The sequence below is a fragment of the Xenorhabdus sp. KJ12.1 genome (genome assembly GCF_963876495.1).
Lineage (GTDB): Bacteria > Pseudomonadota > Gammaproteobacteria > Enterobacterales > Enterobacteriaceae > Xenorhabdus > Xenorhabdus stockiae.
In genome coordinates this window covers 232,101-255,678 of record NZ_CAWNQH010000001.1, presented here as the reverse complement: position 1 = coordinate 255,678, position 23,578 = coordinate 232,101, and the positions used below count along the sequence as shown (strand labels likewise).

Genomic DNA, 23,578 nt, shown 5'->3' with positions numbered 1-23,578 from the left:
GTCACGTTAATCACGAATGTCCGGAGTAACATGAAAGCCAAGGCATTATCTCTCTGGGATAGATTGATGTTAAGGCGGCGGTTTTTGATAGAAACCGTCGTCGATCAGCTCAAGAATATTTCTCAGATAGAGCATTCAAGGCATCGCAGTCAACTCGGTTTTTTATTGGAAGTTACTGCCGGCCTTATTGCTTATACATTCCAACCTAAAAAAACCGAGCTTGAATCTACGGGATAATGAGATCGCTATTTTTAAGCGAAGCTGAGGTTGATTAGGCTGTTTTTCTTTTTTTGCCACAACATATCCCTCTGTTTTATCGGTCAGTCACTGGCCTTGATTGTCAGGGCGATAATCTTTATTGAAGGCCGATAAATGTACAATATATTATCGGCTGCTCCAATATCGAAGCTGCTTAGTCAGTCCCGTATCGACTCATGATGCCCCCTCTTTCAGAACCTATTTCACTTTAACCCCAGCAAATCCTGCAAACCTTCCCAGAACTCACTTTGCCTTGCCAGTTGGCGCTGTTCTTTAATCATATCCTCTAGTATTTCCGGCGTTGTCAGTGGATTTGCCAGCACAACGCGAAAAACAGTCGTTGGTTGTTTATCCCATTGCGCAGGTTTAATACTGGTACGTGAAACAAATGTTTTTCCGGCAGAGCGCTGCATGGTCTGGATATTCTGATTGAGGGCATTAAGCATATCCTGCACTTTTTGTCGTATCGGTTCAGAACCCTCACGCATCAGTTTAATTGCAGCAGGTGGGGCGTAGCGGTAAGTTAACAGACAAAGCTGCGGCTTGCTGATTAGTTCGAAATCTTCCTGTTGGTGAATGAAGTCCGCAAACTGATGTGCTTTCTCAATGCCGGCATCTATCAGAGCTGCCATTCCTTGTCGCCCAAGCAGGTGAAGGTTACTATGCAGCATTAGCGACATCGCGCTACGTGAACCTTCCAGAGTATGTCTGCCCAGATCTTTTGATCCCTTGCGCAAGATGTAATTAGCATGTTGCTCAATAGCATCGGCCATAGTGGGCTGACGGAATAGCACCATGCCTGATCCCATTGGGACGTACATTTGTTTATGTGCATCAATAGTTACGCTATCTGCACGCTCGATACCCTTGAATAAGTGCCGGTAGCGTTCTGATAACAGGCTGGCACCTCCCCATGCGGCATCGACGTGAAAATGACACTGCTCTCGTTCAGCGATATCAGCCAGCGCATCCAGCGGGTCGATAGAGCCGGTTTCGGTACTGCCGGCGATGCCGACAATCGCCATCGGTTTGATATTACGTCGGCGCAGTTCCTGTAACTGAATGAGCAGGTCGTCAATACAGATTTTCCCGTCTTTGTCTGTGGCGATTTTAACCAGCGCATCCTGCCCAAGACCCAGTACATCGACGGCCTTTTTCAGTGAATAGTGTCCCAGTTCTGATACCAGAATCGCCAGTCCGCTATAGCCATAATGGATTAGCCCACGGGCTAAGCCTTCACGAGTCAGTCCGGCAAAATCTCCATCTGCGGGCATAAGCTGATTCCGGCATGCCCATAATGCAGTCAGATTAGCCAACGTTCCGCCGGAGCAGAAGCTCGCCAGCGCATGATCACCATTGTGAAGCCACTTTTGATAGAAGTTGTCATCACAGTTGTAGACGAGTTTGTGCATCATTCCCAAGACTTGGCGCTCCAACGCGGTCAGGGCGTGGGAAGTTTCCAGTTTGACGACATTTTGGTTCAGTGCTGTCAGTATCTTCCCCAGCGCCGGTAAGTGCAGGGGAAGAGCAGATGTCATATGGCCCACAAAGGCAGGTGAGGAAACAGGCATAACCTGATTTAGCACATTTTCGCTCAGATACCGGGTGTATATTCCGGTATCAACCGGGCATTCCGGTATGTTTACGGAAGAGAACTGTTTTTCCAGCTCTTCAAGGCTGCATACCGGCCTGTTTAACCTATCATGACAATAGCTGACCGGGTTATCTGTGATGTCCGCTTCCAGTGCAGACAACTCCTGCGCACCGATATTTGTCATAAATGGGTTGAGAAAATCCTGCATAGTTTGCCTCTTTAGACTTACCTGATTGTATTTGCCAGTTTCTGCCAGAGTTTACCCACCCAGAGTTTGGTTGATGGAGTGGATAACATGGTCATATGATTGCCGGACACAGGCATCGCGTCCAGTTCTGCAACATGTGTGCGCCATTGAGTTTCACGGTTTTTTATTTCATCCGGGTTTTCATCTTCTGCATTAATCAGATGGACGAGCCCTTCATAACGTGTCCGGGGAATATAGCGGGTGTTCAGGTTAGCCTGCATAACGCGAATGATCCCTTGCAGTAGTGATACTGATGTTTTTGCCGGGAAAAGGCCGGCTTTTATTAAGGCATTGTGTAAAAGCTGGTGCTGCTCATTCTGTGTCAGGTTTTCAAAATCCTGTCGGGTGAGAGAAAGCGGCTGATCTAAGATCATATCGTAGATATCAATCAACTCCATTATCGTCTCAGTATGGCTGACAGGCTTATGGATAGAGCCTTGTTGGTTGGGTTCGTCTGTATCAACAAGAATGAGGTCAGCGACCTGTTCGCCCTCTGCCTGTAGTTGTAAGGCGATTTCAAAGGCGATCCAGCCACCAAAAGAGTGGCCCAACAGATGATAAGGCCCGTGAGGCTGAATCTCACGAATAGTCCGGATGTAAGCCCGGGCAGCCCCTTCAACGCTGGTATGCGGGTAATTGTGCTCAGCAGTAAAACCACGGGCCTGTAAAGCATAAATGGGCAGTTGCGATGGGAATGATAACGCCAGTTCAAGCAGGCTGGACGGGCTGGCTCCAGCTCCGGGCAGACAGAATAGCGGGGAGACTGATTTAGAACCCAGCTGAATGATCACACGCGGGTCGAAAGCCGGAACGGCCTGTATCTGCTCAGTAATTGAATCTGCAATCTGATTAAGGAAAGGAGGCTGCATAATAGAAAAGTGTGTTCCGCCAATGGGGCAGAGTACAGAATGGTGCCCGGCGATATCGTGCCAGCCATGCCAGCGGTCACGATTGTTTGACTCATCTGCGGCATAGAGATGAACAGGCAGGGATGACTTGGGCGGAACATAGTCTTGTCCCAGCCGGGTGATCAGTTCAGCGGTATGAGTACGTGTAAGGATATCGTTCTGCGTGATATTCGCCGGTACCCATTGATGCTCAATGCAGTAATCAATAACCTGCTCCAGACTACTGAGTTTGTACAGTGCTTCCAGCGCCTGCTCATCATCAATATTCTTCTGAGTACGCAGTGAATCAATGATTAACCCGATTTGTACAGCTGTTTTATCTTCACTTTCCCTGTCTTCATTAAGCGTATTGTTATCAGTATCGTCATTGACATAATTATAGGTGTCAATCATGCCAAGGAATTCCACGACTTCATTGTCATTGATTAACTGTTGAGCGATTTCATAAGCAATCAGGCCACCAATAGACCAGCCAGCCAGACGATACGGCCCCTGAGGCTGAATACGGCGGATTGCCTGAATATGGCAGGCGGCAAGTTCTTCAATGGAGGTGGGTTGCTGTTTCAGTGTATGAATGCCAAGCGCCTGTAGTGCGTAAACGGGAAGCTCAGCCGGCAGTAGCGTTGCCAGTGGAGAATAAACCAGCGGATCGCCGGAAGTCTCGTGTATCAGGAATAGTGGAGGTAAAGAACCAGACGGGCTTAACGGTACTGGGTTTGCATCAAACGGAGATTCTGGTACGGCAAGGTGTTTATCCACAGCGGTAGCCAGCTCACATAGTGTGGGGTGAGCAAACAAAGCGGTCAGTGGAGCTTCCATTTCCTGTTCCTTCATTCGGTTTAGTAGTTGTATGGCGAGTAATGAGTGACCGCCCAATTTAAAGAAATGGTCATAACGGCCAACTCGCTTCAGTCCCAATAGATCCTGCCAAATCTGTGCCAGCGCGATCTCAGTTTCGCCCATCGGGGCGGCATAATTATGTACTATCATTGCGGATAAATCAGGAGCAGGTAGTGCCTGCCGATCAAGTTTACCATTAGGGGTTAATGGGAAAGCCTCCAAAGTCACAAAAGCACTGGGTAGCATGTACTCAGCAAGATGTTGGGCAAGTTGCCGACGAAGTTCAGCCGGGACTAACTTAGCGCCCATATGCGGTAATAAGTAAGCAACCAGACGTTTTTGTCCGCCTGTTTGTTCATCAACAGGGTTTTCACGGATAATGACTACCGCTTCACGTACTCCATCACATTTTGCCAGCCGGGTTTCTATTTCACCGAGCTCAATTCTGAAGCCTCGTAGCTTAACCTGAAAATCATTACGGCCAAGATATTCGATATTGCCATCCGGCAACCAGCGCCCGAGATCGCCTGTTTTATACATCCGCTCATTCGGATTGGCAGAAAAAGGATCGGGCAGGAAGCGCTCAGCCGTCAGGTCTGGCTGATTTAAATAACCACGGGCCAATCCGGCACCGGCGATATAGATTTCACCAATGACACCAACGGGAATCAGTTGCTTGTCAGGATTAAGAATATAACAGCGGGTATTGGCAATGGGACGGCCGATTATGGAGACATCAGGGACAACACGCGCAGCATCGTACTCATACCATGTAGCATCCCCATTAATTTCAGATGAACCATAAAAATTAAGCAGCCGGATCCACGGATAATTAGTGACTAACTGCCGAGCCAGTTCGGGTGTCAGCTGCTCCCCGCTGCAAATCAATATCCTGATAGATTTCAGGATGTGTTCATCATTATTCTGGATTAAGATCTTCAACAGGGAAGGAACGATGACCAGTAAATTCACACCAGTATGCTGTAGGTTTGCAAGGAATCGGGCAGGATCTTTCACCTCATGGTTGTCGAAAACCACCAGTCGCCCTCCTGCTAATAGGGTACTCAGCGTCTCTGTTATTGAATCAATGAAGCTGATACTGGTTTTCAGTGCTGTGATAAGCGGAAGTGTCACTATGTCGTTCACAAACCACAATAACCGGTTACTCAGGGCTTGGTGGCTGCTCATGACACCTTTAGGAACCCCCGTTGAACCTGACGTGTAAACAACATAGGCCAGATGCTGATCTGTTATACCGGATACTGTCGGATTATGTTCTGGTTGTGTATCCATAAACGGTGTCTGGATATCTAAAAGGATGATTGGCAGAGTATCCGCAGATTCTAAATCGCATAATATATCGAGAGAAATGGTCTGATAGATTTCAGACTGAGTCAGCAAGGCTATCGGAGCAGAGTTTTTGAGCATATACTTCAGCCGCTCTGCCGGGTAAGCCGGATCAAGCGGAACGTAAGCTCCTCCCGCTTTAAGAATACCGAGTAAGCCAGCAACCATTTCTGGGCCGCGTTCAAGACAAACCGCGACTCGATCATCAGGGCGCACACCCGATGCAATCAAATAATGGGCCAGACGATTAGCCCGGCGGTTAAGTTCACTGTAACTTATGGCCTGATCGTCAAATACTACCGCAATCGCATCAGGGAATTGTTCTGCCTGAGCTTCAAACAGTTTGTGGATCAGGCCACCTTGCGGATTGTCTGTTTGGAAGAAAGTAGCCTGAGTCGTATTAAAATCTACCAATAGTTGCTGCTGTTCCAATTCTGGTAGCATTGGTAGTGTCATAACCGCTTGCTTTTCATCAGCCGCCATTGCTGTCAGTATATTTGTGAAATAGCCGACCATACGCTCAATGGTTGAATGATCAAACAGGTCAGTGGCATAGGATAGTGCGCCTGCCAGGCCAGATTCAGTTTCAACCAGTGATAGCATTAAATCAAAATGGGTGGTGTGCTGTGTCTGTTCAAGTGGAGTGAACTGTAACTCAGGTAAAATCAGTTGCTGAGCTGGCGTATTATTTAAGGCCAGCATGACCTGAAAAACAGGGCTATAGCTGAGTCTGCGTTCAGGCTGTAAGGCTTCCACCACCTGTTCAAAAGGTAATTCCTGATGAGCAAAGGCTGCTAGCGCACTTTCTCTGACCTGTGCCAGTAAATCCGCGACATTAAGTTTTTCATCAAACTGAATACGCAATGCCAGTGTATTGACAAAGAAACCCATTAATCCTTCGAGTTCAGGGTACGGACGGCCAGCAACGGGGGTGCCGATGACAATATCATCCTGACCACTGAGTCGGGCAAGGACAATGCCCCAGCCAGCCAGTACGGTCATAAACAGGGTCGTATTATGACGCTTTCCAAGGGTTTTCAGTGAAGACAACACGCGGTTATCGAGGTGGAAAGCAACCTGACTACCAACATAGGTTTGTACTTTCGGGCGAGGCCGGTCAGTCGGTAGTGTCAGTAAAACGGGAGCATCTTTAAGTTGCTTACGCCAGAAATCACGTTGTTCAGCAAGGACAGTTTCCTGTAATAATTGATGTTGCCAGACGGCGTAGTCAGCGTATTGAATGGGGAGTGGCGGTAAAACGGCAGTCTGTCCATTGAGCGCTGCACGGTAGAAAACCCCTAATTCCCGTACCAGTATCCCGATTGACCAGCCATCGGTAATAATATGGTGCAAGGTGATCAGAAGAATGTGTTCTTCATCAGCCAGTTGCAGCAATTGACCACGAATGAGTGGTCCACAGGCAAAATCGAAAGGCATTTGTGCTTCACGTTCAGCAATTTCGGCAACCCGCTGGTTTTTCTCGTCTGTATCGAGCAGGCGAAGATCATGGCTGGATAAGTCAAAGCCGATATCGGCAGCATCAATATGCTGATAAGGCTGGTTTTCATTTGATACAAACCGAGTGCGTAATCCCTCATGACGGGCTACAAGATTATCAAGCGCGGAGCATAACGCCTGATGATGCAGCCTGCCGGTCAGGCGTAACGCCGCCGGAAGATGATAAGCAAGGCTGGCGGCAGGATCGAGCTGACCAAGAAACCATAACCGTTGTTGTGCAAAGGATAAAGGCAGCCTTTGGCTGCGATCTGCCACGGCTATCATAGTTTGGTTGGTCGTATCAGCCTCAGCAATAGCCTGTGCTAAATCCATCAGGACTGGCTGGGAAAATAATTGTTGCAGAGGTAACTCGCGTTTCAGCATTTGACGCACGCGGGCGGCCAGTCGAACAGCTAGCAGCGAATGCCCACCCAGCTCAAAAAAGTGATCATATCGCCCAACTTGTTCCAGCCCGAGTAACTCTTGCCAGATTTTCGCCAGAACAGTTTCTGTTTCACCAACCGGAGCCACATAATCACGGGTAGCAATAGCCGATGAATCCGGAGCAGGGAGTGCTTTACGATCCAGTTTGCCGTTAGGCGTTAACGGAAGCTTATCTAATATCACAAAAGCCATGGGCAGCATATATTCCGCAAGATGCCGGGCCAACTGCTGGCGTAATTCAGCAGGGCTCAGACTCACGCCTTCCTGTGGGCACAGATAAGCGACCAGCCGTTTCTGGTTATTTTCAACTTCTTCACGGGCGATAACGACAGCTTCCCGTACGCCGTGGCACAGCATCAGCTGAGCCTCAACTTCACCCAGTTCGATACGAAAACCGCGTATTTTCACCTGAAAATCATTACGGTTGAGATATTCAATATTGCCGTCGGGTAACCAACGGGCAAGATCGCCGGTTTTATACATACGGGCATGAGGTTCCGTTGAGAACGGATTAATCAGGAAGCGTTCGGCGGTAAGCTCCGGACGATTCAGATAACCCCGAGCAATGCTTATGCCCGTAATATAAAGCTCACCGGCAACACCAAGAGGCACAGGACGGCAATATTCATCAAGAATATAGATCTGATCATTGGCGATCGGGCGCCCGATAGGCGGCAGAACCGGCCAGTGTTCAATTTCCTTGTCTAAGGTATAGGACGTGACAACGTGACTTTCCGTCGGGCCATAGTGATTATGTAACCGACAATGTCCCGCACGTTGCAGAAAACGCTGGATGGTCGGGGTGATACGCAATTGTTCACCGGCAGTAATAATATGGGCCAGACAGGATATATCGCTCTCATGACTATTGCCTGCGCGATGGCTGTCGGCTTCGGCAAGGTGCTGAAGCGCAATAAAAGGCAGAAAAATGCGGTTAATCTGCTTTTGCTGAATCAGCCGCAGGAGTTGCAGAGGCTCCCGACGCAGGGTTTCATCAATCAGCACCAGACAACCGCCTTCACTTAGCGTAGTGAAGATTTCCTGAAAAGCGACATCAAATCCCAGTGCTGCAAATTGCAGGGTTTTACCGTTTCTGGAGAGGCATGAATCAGCCTGACGCTGCCATTGTAGTAAATTTGACAGCGCCATTAGTGGCATCTCTACTCCTTTAGGTAATCCGGTTGATCCCGAGGTATAAATCACATAAGCCAGATGGTGAGGCTTCAACCCCATTGATTGTGTATCTGGATTATGATCTGGCTGCCCAGCCAGATAAGACTGCGGTTCATCAAGCAACACGATAGTACAGGATGGCGCAGGGTTTAATGTCTCTGCCAGTGCTGTTCGGGTGAGTAAAACTGTATGGGTGAGTAAAACCAGCGGAGCTGAATCTTGCAGCATATAGGCCAGCCGTTCAGCCGGATAAGTCGGGTCAAGGGGGACATAAGCACCGCCGGCCTTAAGAATGGCGAGTAATCCCACTACCATCTCCGGGCTGCGTTCAAGATAGATTGCTACACGTGTATCAGGGCGAACACCTTGTGTCACCAGATAGTGCGCCAGCTGATTGGCACGGCGATTCAGTTCGCCATAACTCAGGGTTTGATCTTCGAATTCTACTGCGATTGCATCAGGGTATTGTTCTGCCTGAATCTCAACCAGCGGATGAATTAAGGCATTTTGTGGGTAACTTACCTGTGTAGCGTTAAAATCCACCAGTAACTGCCGTTTTTCCTGTTCCGATATGATCGGCAGGGTAGCGACGGTTCTGTTTTCATTGCTTACCATCGCTGCCAGTATATTAGTGAAATAGCCCGTCATACGTTCAGCCGTGGTGTGATCAAACAAATCAGCAGCATAGATTAAAGCTCCTGCCAGACCGGATTCGGTTTCTGTCAGTGACAGGGTTAAATCAAAATAAGCGCCATGATGAGACTGTTCAACCGATGAAAGCTGTAAACCGGGCAGTACCAGCTTCTGAGGTGGTGTATTATTCAGCGTCAGCATTACCTGAAAGATCGGGCTGTAGCTGAGGCTGCGCTCGGGCTGTAAGGCCTCCACGATCTGCTCGAACGGCAGGTTCTGATTAGCATAGGCAGCAAGCGATTGTTCACGAACCTGCGCCAGCAAATCTGTCACTTTGAGTTCGCGACTGAATTTGACACGTAATGCCAGTGTATTCGCAAAAAAACCAATCAGACCTTCCAGTTCTTTATGCGGGCGGTTGGCAACCGGCGTGCCGATAACAATATCATCCTGCCCGCTCAGGCGGGCAAGTACGATGCTCCATGCGCTCAGCAGGGTCATAAACAGCGTGGTGCTGTGGCGCTGGCCTAATTCCTTAAGCGATGTCAGTAAGCGGATATCAAGGTGGAGAGGAACCTGCCCGCCGGCATAGGTTTGTACTGCCGGACGTGGGTAATCAGTAGGTAGTGTCAATAGAGCCGGAATGTCAGCAAGCTGGCGACACCAGAAGTCGCGTTGTGCATTCAGGGCCACTTGTTGCTGTTGATCGCGCTGCCAGACAGCATAGTCGGTATACTGAATAGGCAATGGCAGTAAGGGGTTATCACTACCGTCAAGAGCAGACAGGTAAAAATCGCCCAGTTCACGCACCAGTATACCCAGCGACCAGCCGTCAGTAATGATGTGATGCAGAGTGAGTAACAATATATGCTCGTCATCAGCCAGCTGAATTAACTGTCCGCGTATCAGAGAGCCCTGCGCAAAATCAAAAGGTGTCCGGGCTTCGAGATCGACAAGTTCAGCAACCCGGCTGCGCTGTAAAGCCGGATCAAGCTGGCGCAGGTCATGGCAGGGCAGGGAAAAACCCATACCAGCAGGATCGATATGCTGGTAAGGATGCCCGTCGATGGAGATAAAACGGGTACGCAGACTTTCATGGCGGGCAATCAGATGATTGAGTGTGCTAGTCAGTGCCTGCCGATTAAGTAAGCCGGTAAGACGCAGTGCCGCCGGAAGATGGTAGGCGAGGCTGGCAGCCGGATCGAGTTGCCCCAGAAACCACAGCCGTTGTTGAGCAAAGGAGAGCGGCAGAAGCTGATTGCTGTCAGCACTGGGGATAATGACTTGTGTGGTCGTTGCCGCATCAGCAAGGGTATGTGCTAATGCCACCAGCACTGGCTGGTCAAATATCTTCTGTATGGGTAACTCACGCCCCAGCATCTGACGAATACGGCCAGCAAGCTGAACAGCCAGCAGCGAATGCCCCCCGAGTTCAAAAAAATGGTCATAGCGGCCGACTCTTTCCAGCCCCAGAAGTTCCTGCCAGATTTGCGCCAGAACAATTTCAGTTTCACCAACCGGAGCCACGTAATTCTGGGTCACCATCGCGGTACTATCCGGTGCAGGAAAAGCTTTACGATCCAGCTTACCATTCGGTGTCAGTGGGAATGTCTCTAACGTGACAAAAGCACCGGGCAACATATACTCAGCAAGATGCAGAGAAAGCTGCTGGCGCAGTTCAGCCGGGATCAGTACAGCTCCTTCATGTGAACGCAGATAAGCCACCAGACGTTGCTGATTGGGTTCATCTTCACGTACCAGAACGACGGCTTCCCGTACGCCGTGACACTGTAATAACTGCGCTTCAATTTCACCCAGTTCAATACGGAAACCACGTAGCTTAACCTGAAAATCATTGCGCCCGAGGTACTGGATATTTCCGTCCGGCAGCCAGCGACCCAGATCGCCGGTTTTATACATCAGCTCGTTCGGTTGGGAAGAAAAGAGGTCGGGCAGGAAACGTTCCGCCGTCAGTTCCGGAAGATTCAGATAACCACGGGCTAATCCGGCACCGGCGATATAGATTTCGCCAGTGACACCAAACGGAACCAGTTGCCTGTCAGGGTTCAGAATATAGCAGCGGGTGTTGGCGATTGGACGCCCGATTACGGAGACATCCGGTACGCCACGTCCAGCATCGTACTCATACCATGTCGCATCACCATTAATTTCAGATGAACCATAAAAATTGAACAATCGGAGCCACGGATAATTTGTCACTACCTGCTGTGCCAGTTCGGGGGCCAGCCGTTCTCCGCTGCAAATCAGTATCCTGACTGATTTCAGGGTATGCTCATGACTATCCTGTATTAAGAGTTTCAACAAGGAAGGAACGACAACCAGTAAATTCACCTCAGCATGCTGTAAACCAGCACATAAGCGGGCAGGATCTTTTACCATATGGTTGTCGAAAACCACCAGCCGTCCTCCCGCCAGTAATGTTCCCAGTGTTTCTGTTATCGAATCCACAAAGCTGATGCTGGTTTTCAGCGCGGTGATAAGCGGGAAGGTCGCTATATCGTCCACAAACCACAACAGCCGGTTACTCAGGGCATGGTGGCTATTCATGACACCTTTAGGCACACCTGTTGAACCGGACGTGTAAACGACATAGGCCAGATGCTGATCCGTCATACCGGATATTTCCGGATTGTGCTCTGGCTGTTCTTCCATAAACGGCGTCTGAATATCGAGCAGGACTTTCGGCAAAGATCCCGCAGATTTTGGCAGGATATCGGAGTGAATAACCTGACAGGTCGATAGCTGAACCAGCAATGCGACCGGAGCAGAGTCTTTGAGCATATAAACCAGTCGTTCAGACGGATAGGCCGGATCAAGTGGCACATAAGCCCCACCTGCTTTGAGAATAGCCAGTAATCCCACCACCATTTCCAGACCCCGTTCGACACAGATAGCAACCCGGTCATCCGGGCGCACACCCAACGAAATTAAATGATGAGCTAAGCGGTTAGCATGGCGATTCAGCTCGTCATAACTGAGTGATTGCTGACCGTGTACCACCGCAATGTCATCGGGGTGATGCAGGGCTTTGGTTTCAAAGCGCTGGTGGATAAGCCCGCTTTGTGGGCTGTCTGTTGGCAGGAAAAGAGCCTGAGTCTGATTGAAATCCAGCAATAATTGCTGTTGCTCCGAAGCCGGAATGACCGGCAACGGTAAAATCGGTTGCTGAGGGTTATGAGACAGGGCATCAGCCAGACTACTGACCGCAGTGAGCAGGTACTGGAGTATACGGTCAGCATTGATTCCGGTTACGGTCTGTGCCTTCAACTGGAAATCTTCGCCTAAGTCATCCACGGTGAGTGTGACAGGGTAGTTAGTCTGTTCTTCCGCTGCCAGAACCCGTATGCCTTCCCAGGTTGTACTGACTGTTTCTGTTTCATTACTCTGGCTATGCCGGTAATTCAGTAAGGCGCTGAACAGGGGCATCGGCTGAGCCACGCCACTGCATTGTTGTGCCAGTGATAGCGGAGCCTGCTCATGTTCCAGCAGATGAGTCAGATTACGATAAGTGGCCTGTACGACTTCCTGAACACTTGCTGTTTTCTGCAAATTGCGATCAGTCAGGGAAATCCGGACTGGCAGGGTATTGATAAACATCCCCAGTATGCGCTTAACCCCGGATATCCCCTGTAAACGGCCCAGCAATACAGAGCCAAAAACAACATCGTCATGACCGCTGGTATGAGCCAGCACCTGAGCCCATGCGACGTGGAACAGTACACTGGGGCTGACACCCAGATGGCGGGCCTGAGTACGGACATGCTTTGCCAGAGCCGGATCAACCGATAGATGAGACTGATGAATAACACGGTTATCGTTTGGTATTCTGATGATGCCGAATGGCGCAGTGGGTTCAGTAAAATCGGCAAGCCGGGTACGGAAATAGTCCTCATGTACTGAAACAGGCACATTTAAAATTCGGGCGATAAAATCCCGGTAGGGTAGAGCTACTGGCAGTGATTCCGCCTGCCCCTGCAATACCTGAGCGATTTCGGCAAAAATCAGTTCCAGTGTCATATGGTCGCTGACCAGATGGTGAAAACGCAGCGACAGCAGCCATTCATCCTGTGCTGCATCATAAGCAATATCAGCAGAGAATAACGGCGCGAGGTTCAGATTGAGGCGATTATGGTGCGGGTCAGTGTGAGCACTTAGCTGTGATAGCACTTCGTTTTCAGTTGTCGGTATGAAGTGATGAATATGCAGTGGTGCCCGCCGCCAGACTACCTGAACAGGTTGAGCCAGATCCTGCCAGTAAGCAGAGGTGCGCAGAATATCATGGCGATCGATGATGTGGTGCAATGCGGCCAGAAAGGTGTCAAGGCGTTCACGGGAGTCAAAGGCCAGCAGGCTTTGCAGCAGGTAATCATCCCCTTGAGTCTGTAATAAATGATGGAACAGAACCCCTTCCTGTAGCGGTGCCAGTGGGTAAATATCCTGTATATTGCTGACTCCGTCGGGAATGGTTGCGGCAATGGCATCTATCTCTGATTGTGACAGGGAAACCAGTGGCAGCATATCCGGAGTAATCGCTGTGCAGTCTGTGGTAATGAGATTAGGTGGTACTACAAAAGCCGGAGTATCACGCTGATAGACTAAAATCGCCTGCGCCAGTTCGCTCAGGATAGGAGTTGCAAATACATTCCGTACATCAAGTCGTAACCCAATATTGTGCAACTGGTCAATCATGTTGACAATCATCAGGGAATGCCCGCCGAGTTCGAAGAAGTGATCATGCCGACCAACTTTTTCCAGCCCCAGCAACGTCTGCCAGATCCGGGCTAACGCAATTTCCATTTCGCCTGTGGGGGCTTCATAACTTCGGGTGATTACCGCTGATTGATCTGGAGCAGGAAGCCCCTGACGATCCAGCTTACCATTGGGCGTCAGCGGAAAGGCATCGAGGATGACAAAGGCATTGGGCAGCATATAATCAGCAAGATGCTGAGCGAGTTGCTGGCGTAATTGTGCTGGAGTCAGTTCAATGCCATCCTGAGCCAGCAGATAAGCAACTAATTGTTTCTGGCTGCCTGTTTTTTCTGCATAACCTCCTTCGTGGGCAATAACCACCGCTTCGCGTACACCATCACATTGCATTAATTGTGTTTCGATTTCCCCCGGTTCGATACGAAAACCCCGTATTTTCACCTGAAAGTCATTACGACCGAGATACTCAATGTTGCCATCTGACAGCCAGCGCCCCAGATCACCGGTTTTATACATACGCGCATTCGGAGCAGGGGAGAATGGATCGGCAAGGAAACGTTCCGCCGTCAGTTCAGGGCGATTCAGATATCCACGAGCCACTCCGGCTCCGGCAATATAAATTTCGCCAGTGACACCAGACGGAACCAGTTGCCTGTCAGGATTCAGAATATAGCAGCGGGTATTAGCAATTGGGCGTCCGATGACGGAGACATCCGGCACACCACGCGCTGCATCGTATTCATACCATGTTGTATCACCATTAATTTCTGCTGAGCCATAAAAATTGAACAATCGGAGCCACGGATAATTTGTGACTACTTGTCGTGCCAGTTCGGGTGCCAGCCGTTCTCCGCTGCAAATCAATATCCTGACTGATTTCAGGGCATGTTCATTACGATCCCGTATTAAGAGCTGTAAAAAGGAAGGAACAACAACCAGTGAATTCACACCATAATGTTCTAGACCTGCGCAGAAGCGGGCAGGATCTTTCACTTCGTGGTTGTCGAAAACCACCAGCCGTCCTCCCGCCAGTAATGTACTCAGAGTTTCTGTTATCGAATCCACAAAACTGATACTGGTTTTCAGTGCTGTGATAAGCGGGAATGTCACGATATCGCGTATAAACCACGACAGCCGATTACCCAGTGCATGGTGGCTGCTCATTACGCCTTTGGGAACGCCCGTTGAACCGGAGGTGTAAACGATATAAGCCAGATGCTGATCCGTTATGCTGGGTATCTCTGGATTATGCTTTGGTTGTTCTTCCATAAATGGCGTCTGGATATCGAGCATGATGGCGGGCACGGTATCGGAATGAATGGCCTGACAAGTTGACGGCTGAACCAGTAATGCGACCGGAGCGGAATCTTTGAGCATATAAACCAGTCGTTCGGCCGGATACGTCGGGTCAAGCGGCACATAAGCACCACCCGCCTTAAGAATAGCCAGTAATCCCACCACCATTTCCAGACCCCGATCTACACAGATAGCAACCCGGTCATCCGGACGTACACCCAGGGCAATCAGATGATGAGCCAGCCGGTTGGCGTATTGATTCAGTTCTGCATAGCTGATTACCTGATCCCCGTGAATGATAGCTGTAGTATCAGGATGCTGTTCTGCCTGAGCTTCAAAAAGCGTGTGGATGAGTGCGTTTTGAGGGTTTTCTGTTTGAAACGTTTGTGTTGCATTAAACTCCACTAACAATTGCTGTTGCTCTGAAGCGGACAGCATTGGCAATCTGGCAACAGGTTGTATGGCATCTGTTGTCATTGCCATCAGTACCTGTTTCAGATAACCGATCATACGTTCAATGGTGGCCGCATCGAACAGATCAGTGGCATATTCCAGTTCACCCAATAATCCGGCTTTGGTTTCAGTCAGCGATAAAGTCAGATCGAAATGAGTACTGTAACGTACCTGTTCCACCGGCGTCAGTTGCAGGCCGGGCAGGGTTAATGTTTTTGCCGGTGTATTATTCAGGGCCAGCATAACCTGAAAGATCGGGTTATAACTCAGGCTACGCTCGGGTTGTACTATTTCTACTACCTGCTCGAAGGGCAATTCCTGATGGGCATAGGCAGCAAGTGACCGTTCACGGATTTGCGTGAGTAACTCTGCAACTGTCGGGGATTCACTGAATGTGACCCGCAACGCCAGTGTATTGACGAAGAACCCAATTAAACTCTCAAGCTCATTTCCCGGCCGATTGGCGACCGGGGTGCCGATAACGATATCATCCTGCCCGCTCATTCGGGATAGAACGATACTCCAGCCTGCCAGCAGCATCATAAATAGAGTAGCCTGATGACGTTGCCCGAATAATTTCAGCGCTTCTGACAGGGATGCATCAAACTGAATCGGTACCTGTCCGGCGGTATAACCCGGACTGGCAGGACGGGGGCGATCGGTGGGGAGTGACAGTAAAGCCGGCGCACCTTTAAGCTGACGGCTCCAGAAATCACGTTGTTCCGCAAGAACATCACCCTGTAACCAATTCCGCTGCCAGAGCGCATAATCGGCGTACTGAATGGGCAGTGGCGGGAGTGATGTATCACTATTATTGTCGGAGTCATTATTATCTGGGTCGCATTCGATGCGGTAAAGGGCGCTCAGTTCATGCGCCAGTACACCAATTGACCAGCCATCGAAAATAATATGGTGCTGAGTGAATAATAAGACATGATCATCATCAGCTAATTGTAATAGCTGACCCCGGATCAGCGGCCCTTGTGTCAGGTCGAAGGGAGTTCGGGCTTCAAGTGCGGCAATGTCGGCAATATGCTGCATATGCGTTTCTGAATCCAGCGTACGCAGATCCTGATAAGTCAGGGTAAAGCCCGTGTCAGCAGGGTCAATATGCTGGTATGGCTGGCCTTCGGTAAGCATAAAACGGGTACGAAGAATTTCATGGCGGGCGACCAGCAGATTGAGGGCGGCTGTCAGGGCATGATGATTCAGCTGCCCGGTCAGGCGCAGTGACATGGGGATATGATAAGCCAGACTGGTCGCCGGTTCGAGCTGATGAAGAAACCACAGGCGTTGCTGTGCAAAAGATAATGGCAGGGGCAGATCACGGTCAGCGTGCTGAACAGGCGGTCGTTTCTGGTGCTGCTGAGTTTGTAATTGCTCTTTAAGTTTCTTTTTCAAAACAGCCCGTTTCAGATCATCAAGATTCATATCGCTCTTTATCATTTGTCACTCTCTCCACCTAACATTGCCATTAATTCCTCTGCGGACATTGAATCCAGTGTGTCCTGAAGGAAGTCAATATTGTTTTGTCCTACCGCTTCCTTTTGTGCTGCGAAAATGATTTCTGCCTGATCCGCCAGTCTGGGGGAAAGAAACAGTGAAGCGATGGGGATCTCAACCAAAAATTCATTCTGAATGCGGGTTGCGAGCTGACCTACCATCAGTGAATGACCGCCCAGCTCAAAAAAGTGATCAAAGCGGCCTACACGCTCCAACCCCAGCAGGCTTTGCCAGATTTTTGCCAATGTTGCCTCTTCTTCATCGTTCGGTGCTTCATACGGACGCGTCACAATAGCTGACATATCAGGTGCTGGCAGAGCCTGACGATCCAGTTTGCCATTGGGAGTCAGCGGGAAAGATTCAAGCGTGACAAAAGCGCTGGGCAGCATATAGTCGGCAAGGTGTCGGGAAAGCTGCCGGCGCAGTTCAGTTGGAGATAGTTCAATGCCATCCTGAGCAACCAGATAGGCAACCAGTTGTTTCTGTCCTGCTCCGTCTTCGCGACTCAGGACAATTGCCTCACACACACCATGACACTGCATCAGTCCGGCTTCAATTTCGCTTGGCTCAATGCGAAAACCACGCAGTTTGATCTGATTATCAGTGCGACCGAGGTAATCGATATTGCCATCGGCACGCCAGCGCCCCAAATCACCGGTTTTGTACATACGGGCATCAGGATCGGAAGAGAATGGATCAGTAATAAAGTGTTCCGCAGTCAGCTCGGGGCGATTCAGATAACCACGGGCAACGCCGGAACCCGTAATATAAATCTCACCGGCAACCCCGACAGGAACAGGCTGGTGCTGTTTGTCCAGAATATAGATTTGCCTATTGGCGATGGGTTTCCCGATGGGGATGTTGGTTTCACCTTCACGGGTTTTTTCTGCCATGAGTGGTATTTCATAAGTAGTGGCAATCGTTGTGGCCTCTGTTGGCCCATAGGCATTAACTAAATGCAGTGAAGGATATTTCGCGCGGAAACGCATGGTAGTACGGGGATTTGCCTGCTCCCCTCCGAACAGGAGATAGCGCAAACCTGATAACGCAGGTGTAATCAGGTTGGCATACTGATTAAATAGCGCCGTAGTCAGGAGCAGTGCACTCACTCTCTCTGATGACAGGCGTTGACCAAATTGATCGGGCTGTAATAGGGCTTTTTCCGGAAATAGCACAATACGTGCCCCATAAGCCAGACCTGCCCAAACTTCCCATATTGCCGCATCAAATGACACGTTGGCACAATGTGCAATGCAGTCATCCGGCCCGATATCGGTAAAACCATTGTTGATAACGAGAGAAACTACATTCCGGTGTTCGACCATGACGCCTTTTGGTTGACCCGTTGATCCCGACGTATAAATGATATAGGCCAGTTGGCGGGATGTTAATTCCGAGGCCTGAACATCAGGGTTTTGGTGTGACAACAATGCAGTGGTGTCTGACACATTGTCCAGCAGGATCACCGGTAGGGTGCTGTTAAGTTTGTTATGCCACGGCGCCTGAGTCAGCAAGGCAATTGGCGCAGCATCTTCAAGCATATAGGCCAGTCGTTCAGCCGGATAGTTCGGGTCAAGGGGTACGTAAGCCCCACCCGCTTTAAGAATAGCGAGCAGGCTGACGATCAGTTCCGGGCTGCGTTCGGCACAAACTGCCACTCGATCATCCGGACGCACACCCAGCGCAATCAGATAATGTGCCAGCCGGTTAGCACGCTGGTTCAGTTCCTCATAGCTGAGTGTCTGATCTTCATAAGTCAGCGCAATAGCATCAGGGCGTTGTAATACCTGAGCTTCAAACAGCTGGTGGATCAACTTATCCTGCGGGAAGCCCGCTTGCCCGGTTTTACCACGAGGCGAGTTAAAATCTATCAACAGCTGTTGCCGTTCGATTTCCGGCAGAATCGGCATATGCAGGATTAATTGCTGAGGATGATGTGTCATGGCATCAACCAAACCCGTGATGGCGGTTTGCAGATAGTGAGCAATGCGAACAGGGTCGATACCGGCTACCGCGTGGACAGACAAACGGAAGTCTGAGCCTAAATCATCCACTGACAGAGTGATGGGATAGTTAGTGCCTTCTTTAGCCGCGATAACCCGCATACCTGACCAACTGTTTTTGGGCGTTTTTTCTTCACTGGCCTGAGAGTGTCGATAATTCAGCAAGGTACTGAATAGTGGTATGGCGTGTTCTACACCGCTGCAACTTTGTGCCAGTGTTAACGGGGCCTGTTCATGTTCCAGCAGTGTGATTAAATCCTGATAAGTATCCTGAACCACAGTCTGTACGCTGCGATCTGCGAGGGAAATCCGAATGGGCAGAGTGTTGATAAACATTCCCAGTATATGGTCAGCTCCAGCTCCGCCTTGCAGACGGCCTGACAAAACGGAACCAAAAACTACATCATCGCGATTGCTGGTCTGTGCCAGTACTTGCGCCCATGCGACATGAAACAGGACACTCGGGCTGACTTTCAGTTGCCGTGCCAGCGCACGGATGGTACCCGATAATTCAGGAGAAAGCGGAAGGTGTGCTTCCGTAATAGAGTCATTCTGTTCTGCTTCTGGATTTTCGTTATTCGGTATTGAAAGTACGCCAAATGGCGCAGTGGGTGCATCGATATCAGCCAGCCGGGAACGGAAATAATCTTCGTGTTCTGAGGTAATCTCACTCAGCGTTCGGGCAATAAAATTGCGGTAAGGCAATACGGCAGGCAAGGCAGTTTCCTGCTTGTGCAAGATAAGTGCAATTTCATCGAAAATCAGTTCCAGTGTCACATGATCGCTGACCAGATGATGAAAACGTAATACCAGCAGCCATTCATTTTGTGCCGTATCATGAGCGATATCAGCAGTGAATAACGGAGCACGGGTCAGATCGATACGATGCTGGCGTGGGTCGGTGTGAGCCAGCAGTTGTCCCTGAATATTATTTTCCGTATCTGGAGTGAAGACGTTAATCTCCAGTGGTGCCTGACGCCAGACGACCTGAACAGGATGCTCCAGTCCTTGCCAGAAAACACTGCTGCGCAGGATATCGTGACGGTTGATCACTTGTTGTAAAGCAGATAAAAACTGGTCAAGGCGTTCGCGGTTATCAAAAGCCAGCAAACTCTGTAACAGGTAGGTATCTCCCTGAGCCTGCATCAGATGGTGGAACAGAATTCCTTCCTGCAAGGGCGATAACGGATAAATATCCTGTACATTACCAGCGCCACCGGACACAGTTCCGACAATGGCATCAATCTGAGCCTGAGATAATGTCACCAATGGCAGTATTTCAGGAATAATCACAGTGCAATCTTCAGGGATCAGGTTCTCAGGCACAACAAAAGAGTCAGCATCACGGCGCAGAGCCTGCGCCATATCAGCGAGAACCGGCGTGGAAAATACGCTGCGGATATCAAGGCGCCAGCCAATGCGGCGTAGCTCTTCGATCAGGCTGACAATCATCAGTGAATGACCGCCCAGCTCAAAAAAGTGATCAAAGCGGCCTACACGCTCCAACCCCAGCAGGCTTTGCCAGATTTGTGCCAGCGAAGTTTCTGTTTCCCCTGTCGGAGATTCATAGTGGCGAACCGCGAAAGCGGAGGCGTCCGGAGCAGGAAGCGTATCACGGTCAATTTTTCCGTTAGCGGTCAGCGGGAAATTATCCAGCATGATAAAAGCACTGGGCAGCATATAATCAGCAAGGTGTCTGGCAAGCTGCTGACGCAATTCTGCCGGTTCCGGTATCATCCCCGGCTGAGGCTGTATATAGGCAATCAGCCGTTTCTGACTTCCTGTTTTAGCACCTGTTTTCTCATCACCGGCTTCTTCACGGGCGAGAACCAGTGCTTTTTGCACACCATGACACTGGGAGAGGTGGCTTTCAATTTCCCCCAACTCAATGCGGAAACCGCGTATTTTGACCTGAAAATCATTACGACCACAGTATTCAATATTGCCATCCGGCAGCCAGCGCCCCAGATCGCCGGTCTTATACATTCGTGCATCAGGCACTGAGGAAAACGGGTTCACCAGAAAGTGCTCAGCGGTGAGCTGCGGACGGTTAAGATAACCACGGGCAACTCCTTCACCGGCAATATAAATTTCGCCCGTTACCCCGAGAGGAACAGGCTGCTTGCCGGCGTCAAGAATATAGATCTGAGTGTTGGCAATCGGGCCACCAATGGGAATTTTTATTTCTTTTTCAATACGTTCAGTATGACCTCTATCGATAAAGGGGATCTTATAAGCGGTGGAAAAAGTAGTGACTTCCGTTGGCCCGTACATGTGCAATAAATGTTGTGGCGGATGCTCAGCCCATAACTGAATAGCAGGGCGGCTATCGGCTTGTTCGCCGCCAAACAGAACATAACGCAGACCCGGCAAGGTTGGGGCAAGTAAGTCTGCATATTGGTTAAACAGGGCAGTGGTAAGAAATAACGCCGTGATACCTGCTGATGACAGACACTGACTGAAATAAGCCGGTTGTAACAAGGTATTTTCCGGTATTAGCAGGAGTCTGGCACCATGTACCAGCGCAGACCAGACTTCCCACGTTGCTGCATCAAATGAAATATTGGCGCAATGGGCAACACAATCATCGGGAGTAATATCGGCAATGTTATTATTGATAAGTAAGCGAATTACGTTACGGTGCTCAATCATCACACCTTTAGGCTGGCCCGTTGAGCCTGACGTATAAATGATATAAGCCAGATGATGCGAGGTCAGACCTGATGTCTGAATATCCGGATTGTGAGTGGGATAGCCAGCCAGAGGTGCTTCCTGCTCACTCAATAAATTATCCAGCAAAACGACAGGCACAAAGGTGTCCAGTTTGTCGTACCATGCTATCTGCGTCAGCAGAGCTACAGGTCTGGCGTCCTCCAGCATATAGCTCAGCCGTTCAGCAGGGTAATGCGGATCGAGTGGCACATAGGCACCACCTGCTTTCAGGATGGCAAGCAGACCGACTATCAGCTCCGGGCTGCGTTCGGCACAGATTGCAACCGGATCGTCCGGGCGTATACCCAGTGCCAGCAGGTGATGAGCCAGACGATTGGCATGACAGTTCAGCTCAGCATAACTCAGTGTCTGCCCCTCGTAGCTTATAGCGATAGCATCGGGGCGCTGTAACACCTGCGCTTCAACTAACTGATGGATTAGCGCATTTTGCGGTAATGCTGTCTGTGTGGCATTGAAATCCACTAATACTTGTTGTCGCTCTGAATCTGGCAACATCGGCAGTGTGTTTACGGGCTGGCTATCATCAATCACCATTGCAGTTAATACATGGGTTAAATAACCCACCATACGCTCAGCAGTTGGGCGATCGAACAGGTCTGCGGCATATTCTAAATCCCCGGCTAAACCTGTTCCGATTTCGTTCAGTGATAGAGTTAAATCAAAATGCGCACCCCGATGCTTCTGCTCAATCGGCGTGAGTTGCAGTTCCGGCAGCGTTAGCTCTTGAGCCGGAGTGTTATTTAAGGCCATCATTACCTGAAAAATCGGGCTGTAGCTGAGACTACGTTCAGGTTGCAGCGCTTCCACTACCTGTTCAAAGGGCAGATCCTGATGGGCATAGGCCGCCAGTGACTGCTCCCGGATTTGAGTGAGTAAATCAGCCACACTCAGATCGTTATTGAAGGTGATACGTAAAGCCAGCGTATTGACGAAGAAGCCTATCAGCCCTTCAAGCTCACGGTGTGGACGGTTAGCAACAGGGGTGCCGATGACAATATCATCCTGCCCGCTAAGGCGGCTCAGTACGATACTCCATGCGGTCAGGAGGGTCATAAACAGCGTACTGTTATGGCGTTTCCCCAGCGCCTTCAGTGATGCCAGTAAAAGGGCATCAAGATGAAAGGAGACTTTGCCGCCGATATAGCTCTGTACTGCCGGGCGTGGGCGATCAATAGGAAGTGTCAGCAGCGGCGGGGCATCTCTGAGTTGTTCACACCAGAAATCGCGTTGTTTCGCGAGGCTATTTCCCTGCGCTTGTTCATGTAGCCAGACCGCATAGTCAGCATATTGAACAGGTAATGGTGATAAAGAGATATCGTGACCATCAAGGGCTGCACGATAGAAATCGCCTAACTCCCGTACCAGCACACCGGTAGACCAGCCGTCAGTAATAATATGATGCAGGGTCAGTAATAAAATATGCTCTTTATCGCTGAGACGAAGCAACTGACCGCGAATCAGCCGTTCCTGAGTAAAATCGAACGGAGTTTGCGCTTCGGTATCAATAAACTCGGTAATGCGCTCGGTGTGCAAAACCGGAGATAACTGGCTCAGGTCATGATAAGACAGAGTACAGCCAATATCGGCCGGATCAATGTGTTGGCAGGGTTTTCCCTCCACTGACACAAAACGGGTTCTCAGGCTTTCATGGCGTTCAACCAGACGGTCGAGTGATGCACTCAGCGCATGGCGGTCAAGCTGACCTCTAAGGCGGAGTATTACCGGCAGATGATAGGCCAGACTGGCAGCCGGTTCGAACTGGCAGAGAAACCACAGCCGCTGTTGAGCAAAAGATAATGGCAGTGGCTGGTTACGATCCGCGGGTTTTATTATTGACTGCTGCTGTTGATAACCCCGTGCTTTCAGTTGCTCTTCAAGCCTTTTCTCCATAACAGCACGTTTCAGATCATCGAGATTCATA

The 23,578-nt window shown here is 49.8% G+C and carries 4 protein-coding genes; 1 reads left to right on the top strand and 3 read right to left on the bottom strand.

The features are described 5' to 3' along the window. A partial coding sequence (locus tag AACS92_RS00965) for a transposase (RefSeq protein ID WP_369800363.1) occupies positions 1-237 on the top strand: 237 nt, incomplete at its 5' end. 224 nt (positions 238-461) lie between these two features. Here the strand turns inward: AACS92_RS00965 and panP are convergent. The 3 genes from panP to AACS92_RS00950 are packed head-to-tail and all read right to left on the bottom strand — an operon-like array spanning position 462 to position 23,577. After that, positions 462-2,060, bottom strand: coding sequence for a pyridoxal-dependent aspartate 1-decarboxylase PanP (gene panP / locus AACS92_RS00960; protein ID WP_099108247.1), 1,599 nt, complete (start codon positions 2,058-2,060; stop codon positions 462-464). A gap of 17 nt (positions 2,061-2,077) precedes the next feature. After that, entirely contained in the window at positions 2,078-16,864 is a 14,787-nt protein-coding gene (locus AACS92_RS00955; protein WP_099108246.1) for a non-ribosomal peptide synthetase, read from the bottom strand. Continuing rightward, a complete protein-coding gene (locus AACS92_RS00950; RefSeq protein ID WP_339373537.1) occupies positions 16,861-23,577 on the bottom strand; it encodes an amino acid adenylation domain-containing protein in 6,717 nt (2,238 codons plus the stop codon). The genes AACS92_RS00955 and AACS92_RS00950 overlap by 4 nt, the downstream gene beginning before the upstream one ends. Position 23,578 lies beyond the last annotated feature (1 nt).

Coding starts and splice junctions, on each gene's coding strand:
- panP (WP_099108247.1), bottom strand. CDS start 2,060: ATGCAGGATTTTCTCAACCCATTTATGACAAATATCGGTGCGCAGGAG.
- AACS92_RS00955 (WP_099108246.1), bottom strand. CDS start 16,864: ATGATAAAGAGCGATATGAATCTTGATGATCTGAAACGGGCTGTTTTG.
- AACS92_RS00950 (WP_339373537.1), bottom strand. CDS start 23,577: ATGAATCTCGATGATCTGAAACGTGCTGTTATGGAGAAAAGGCTTGAA.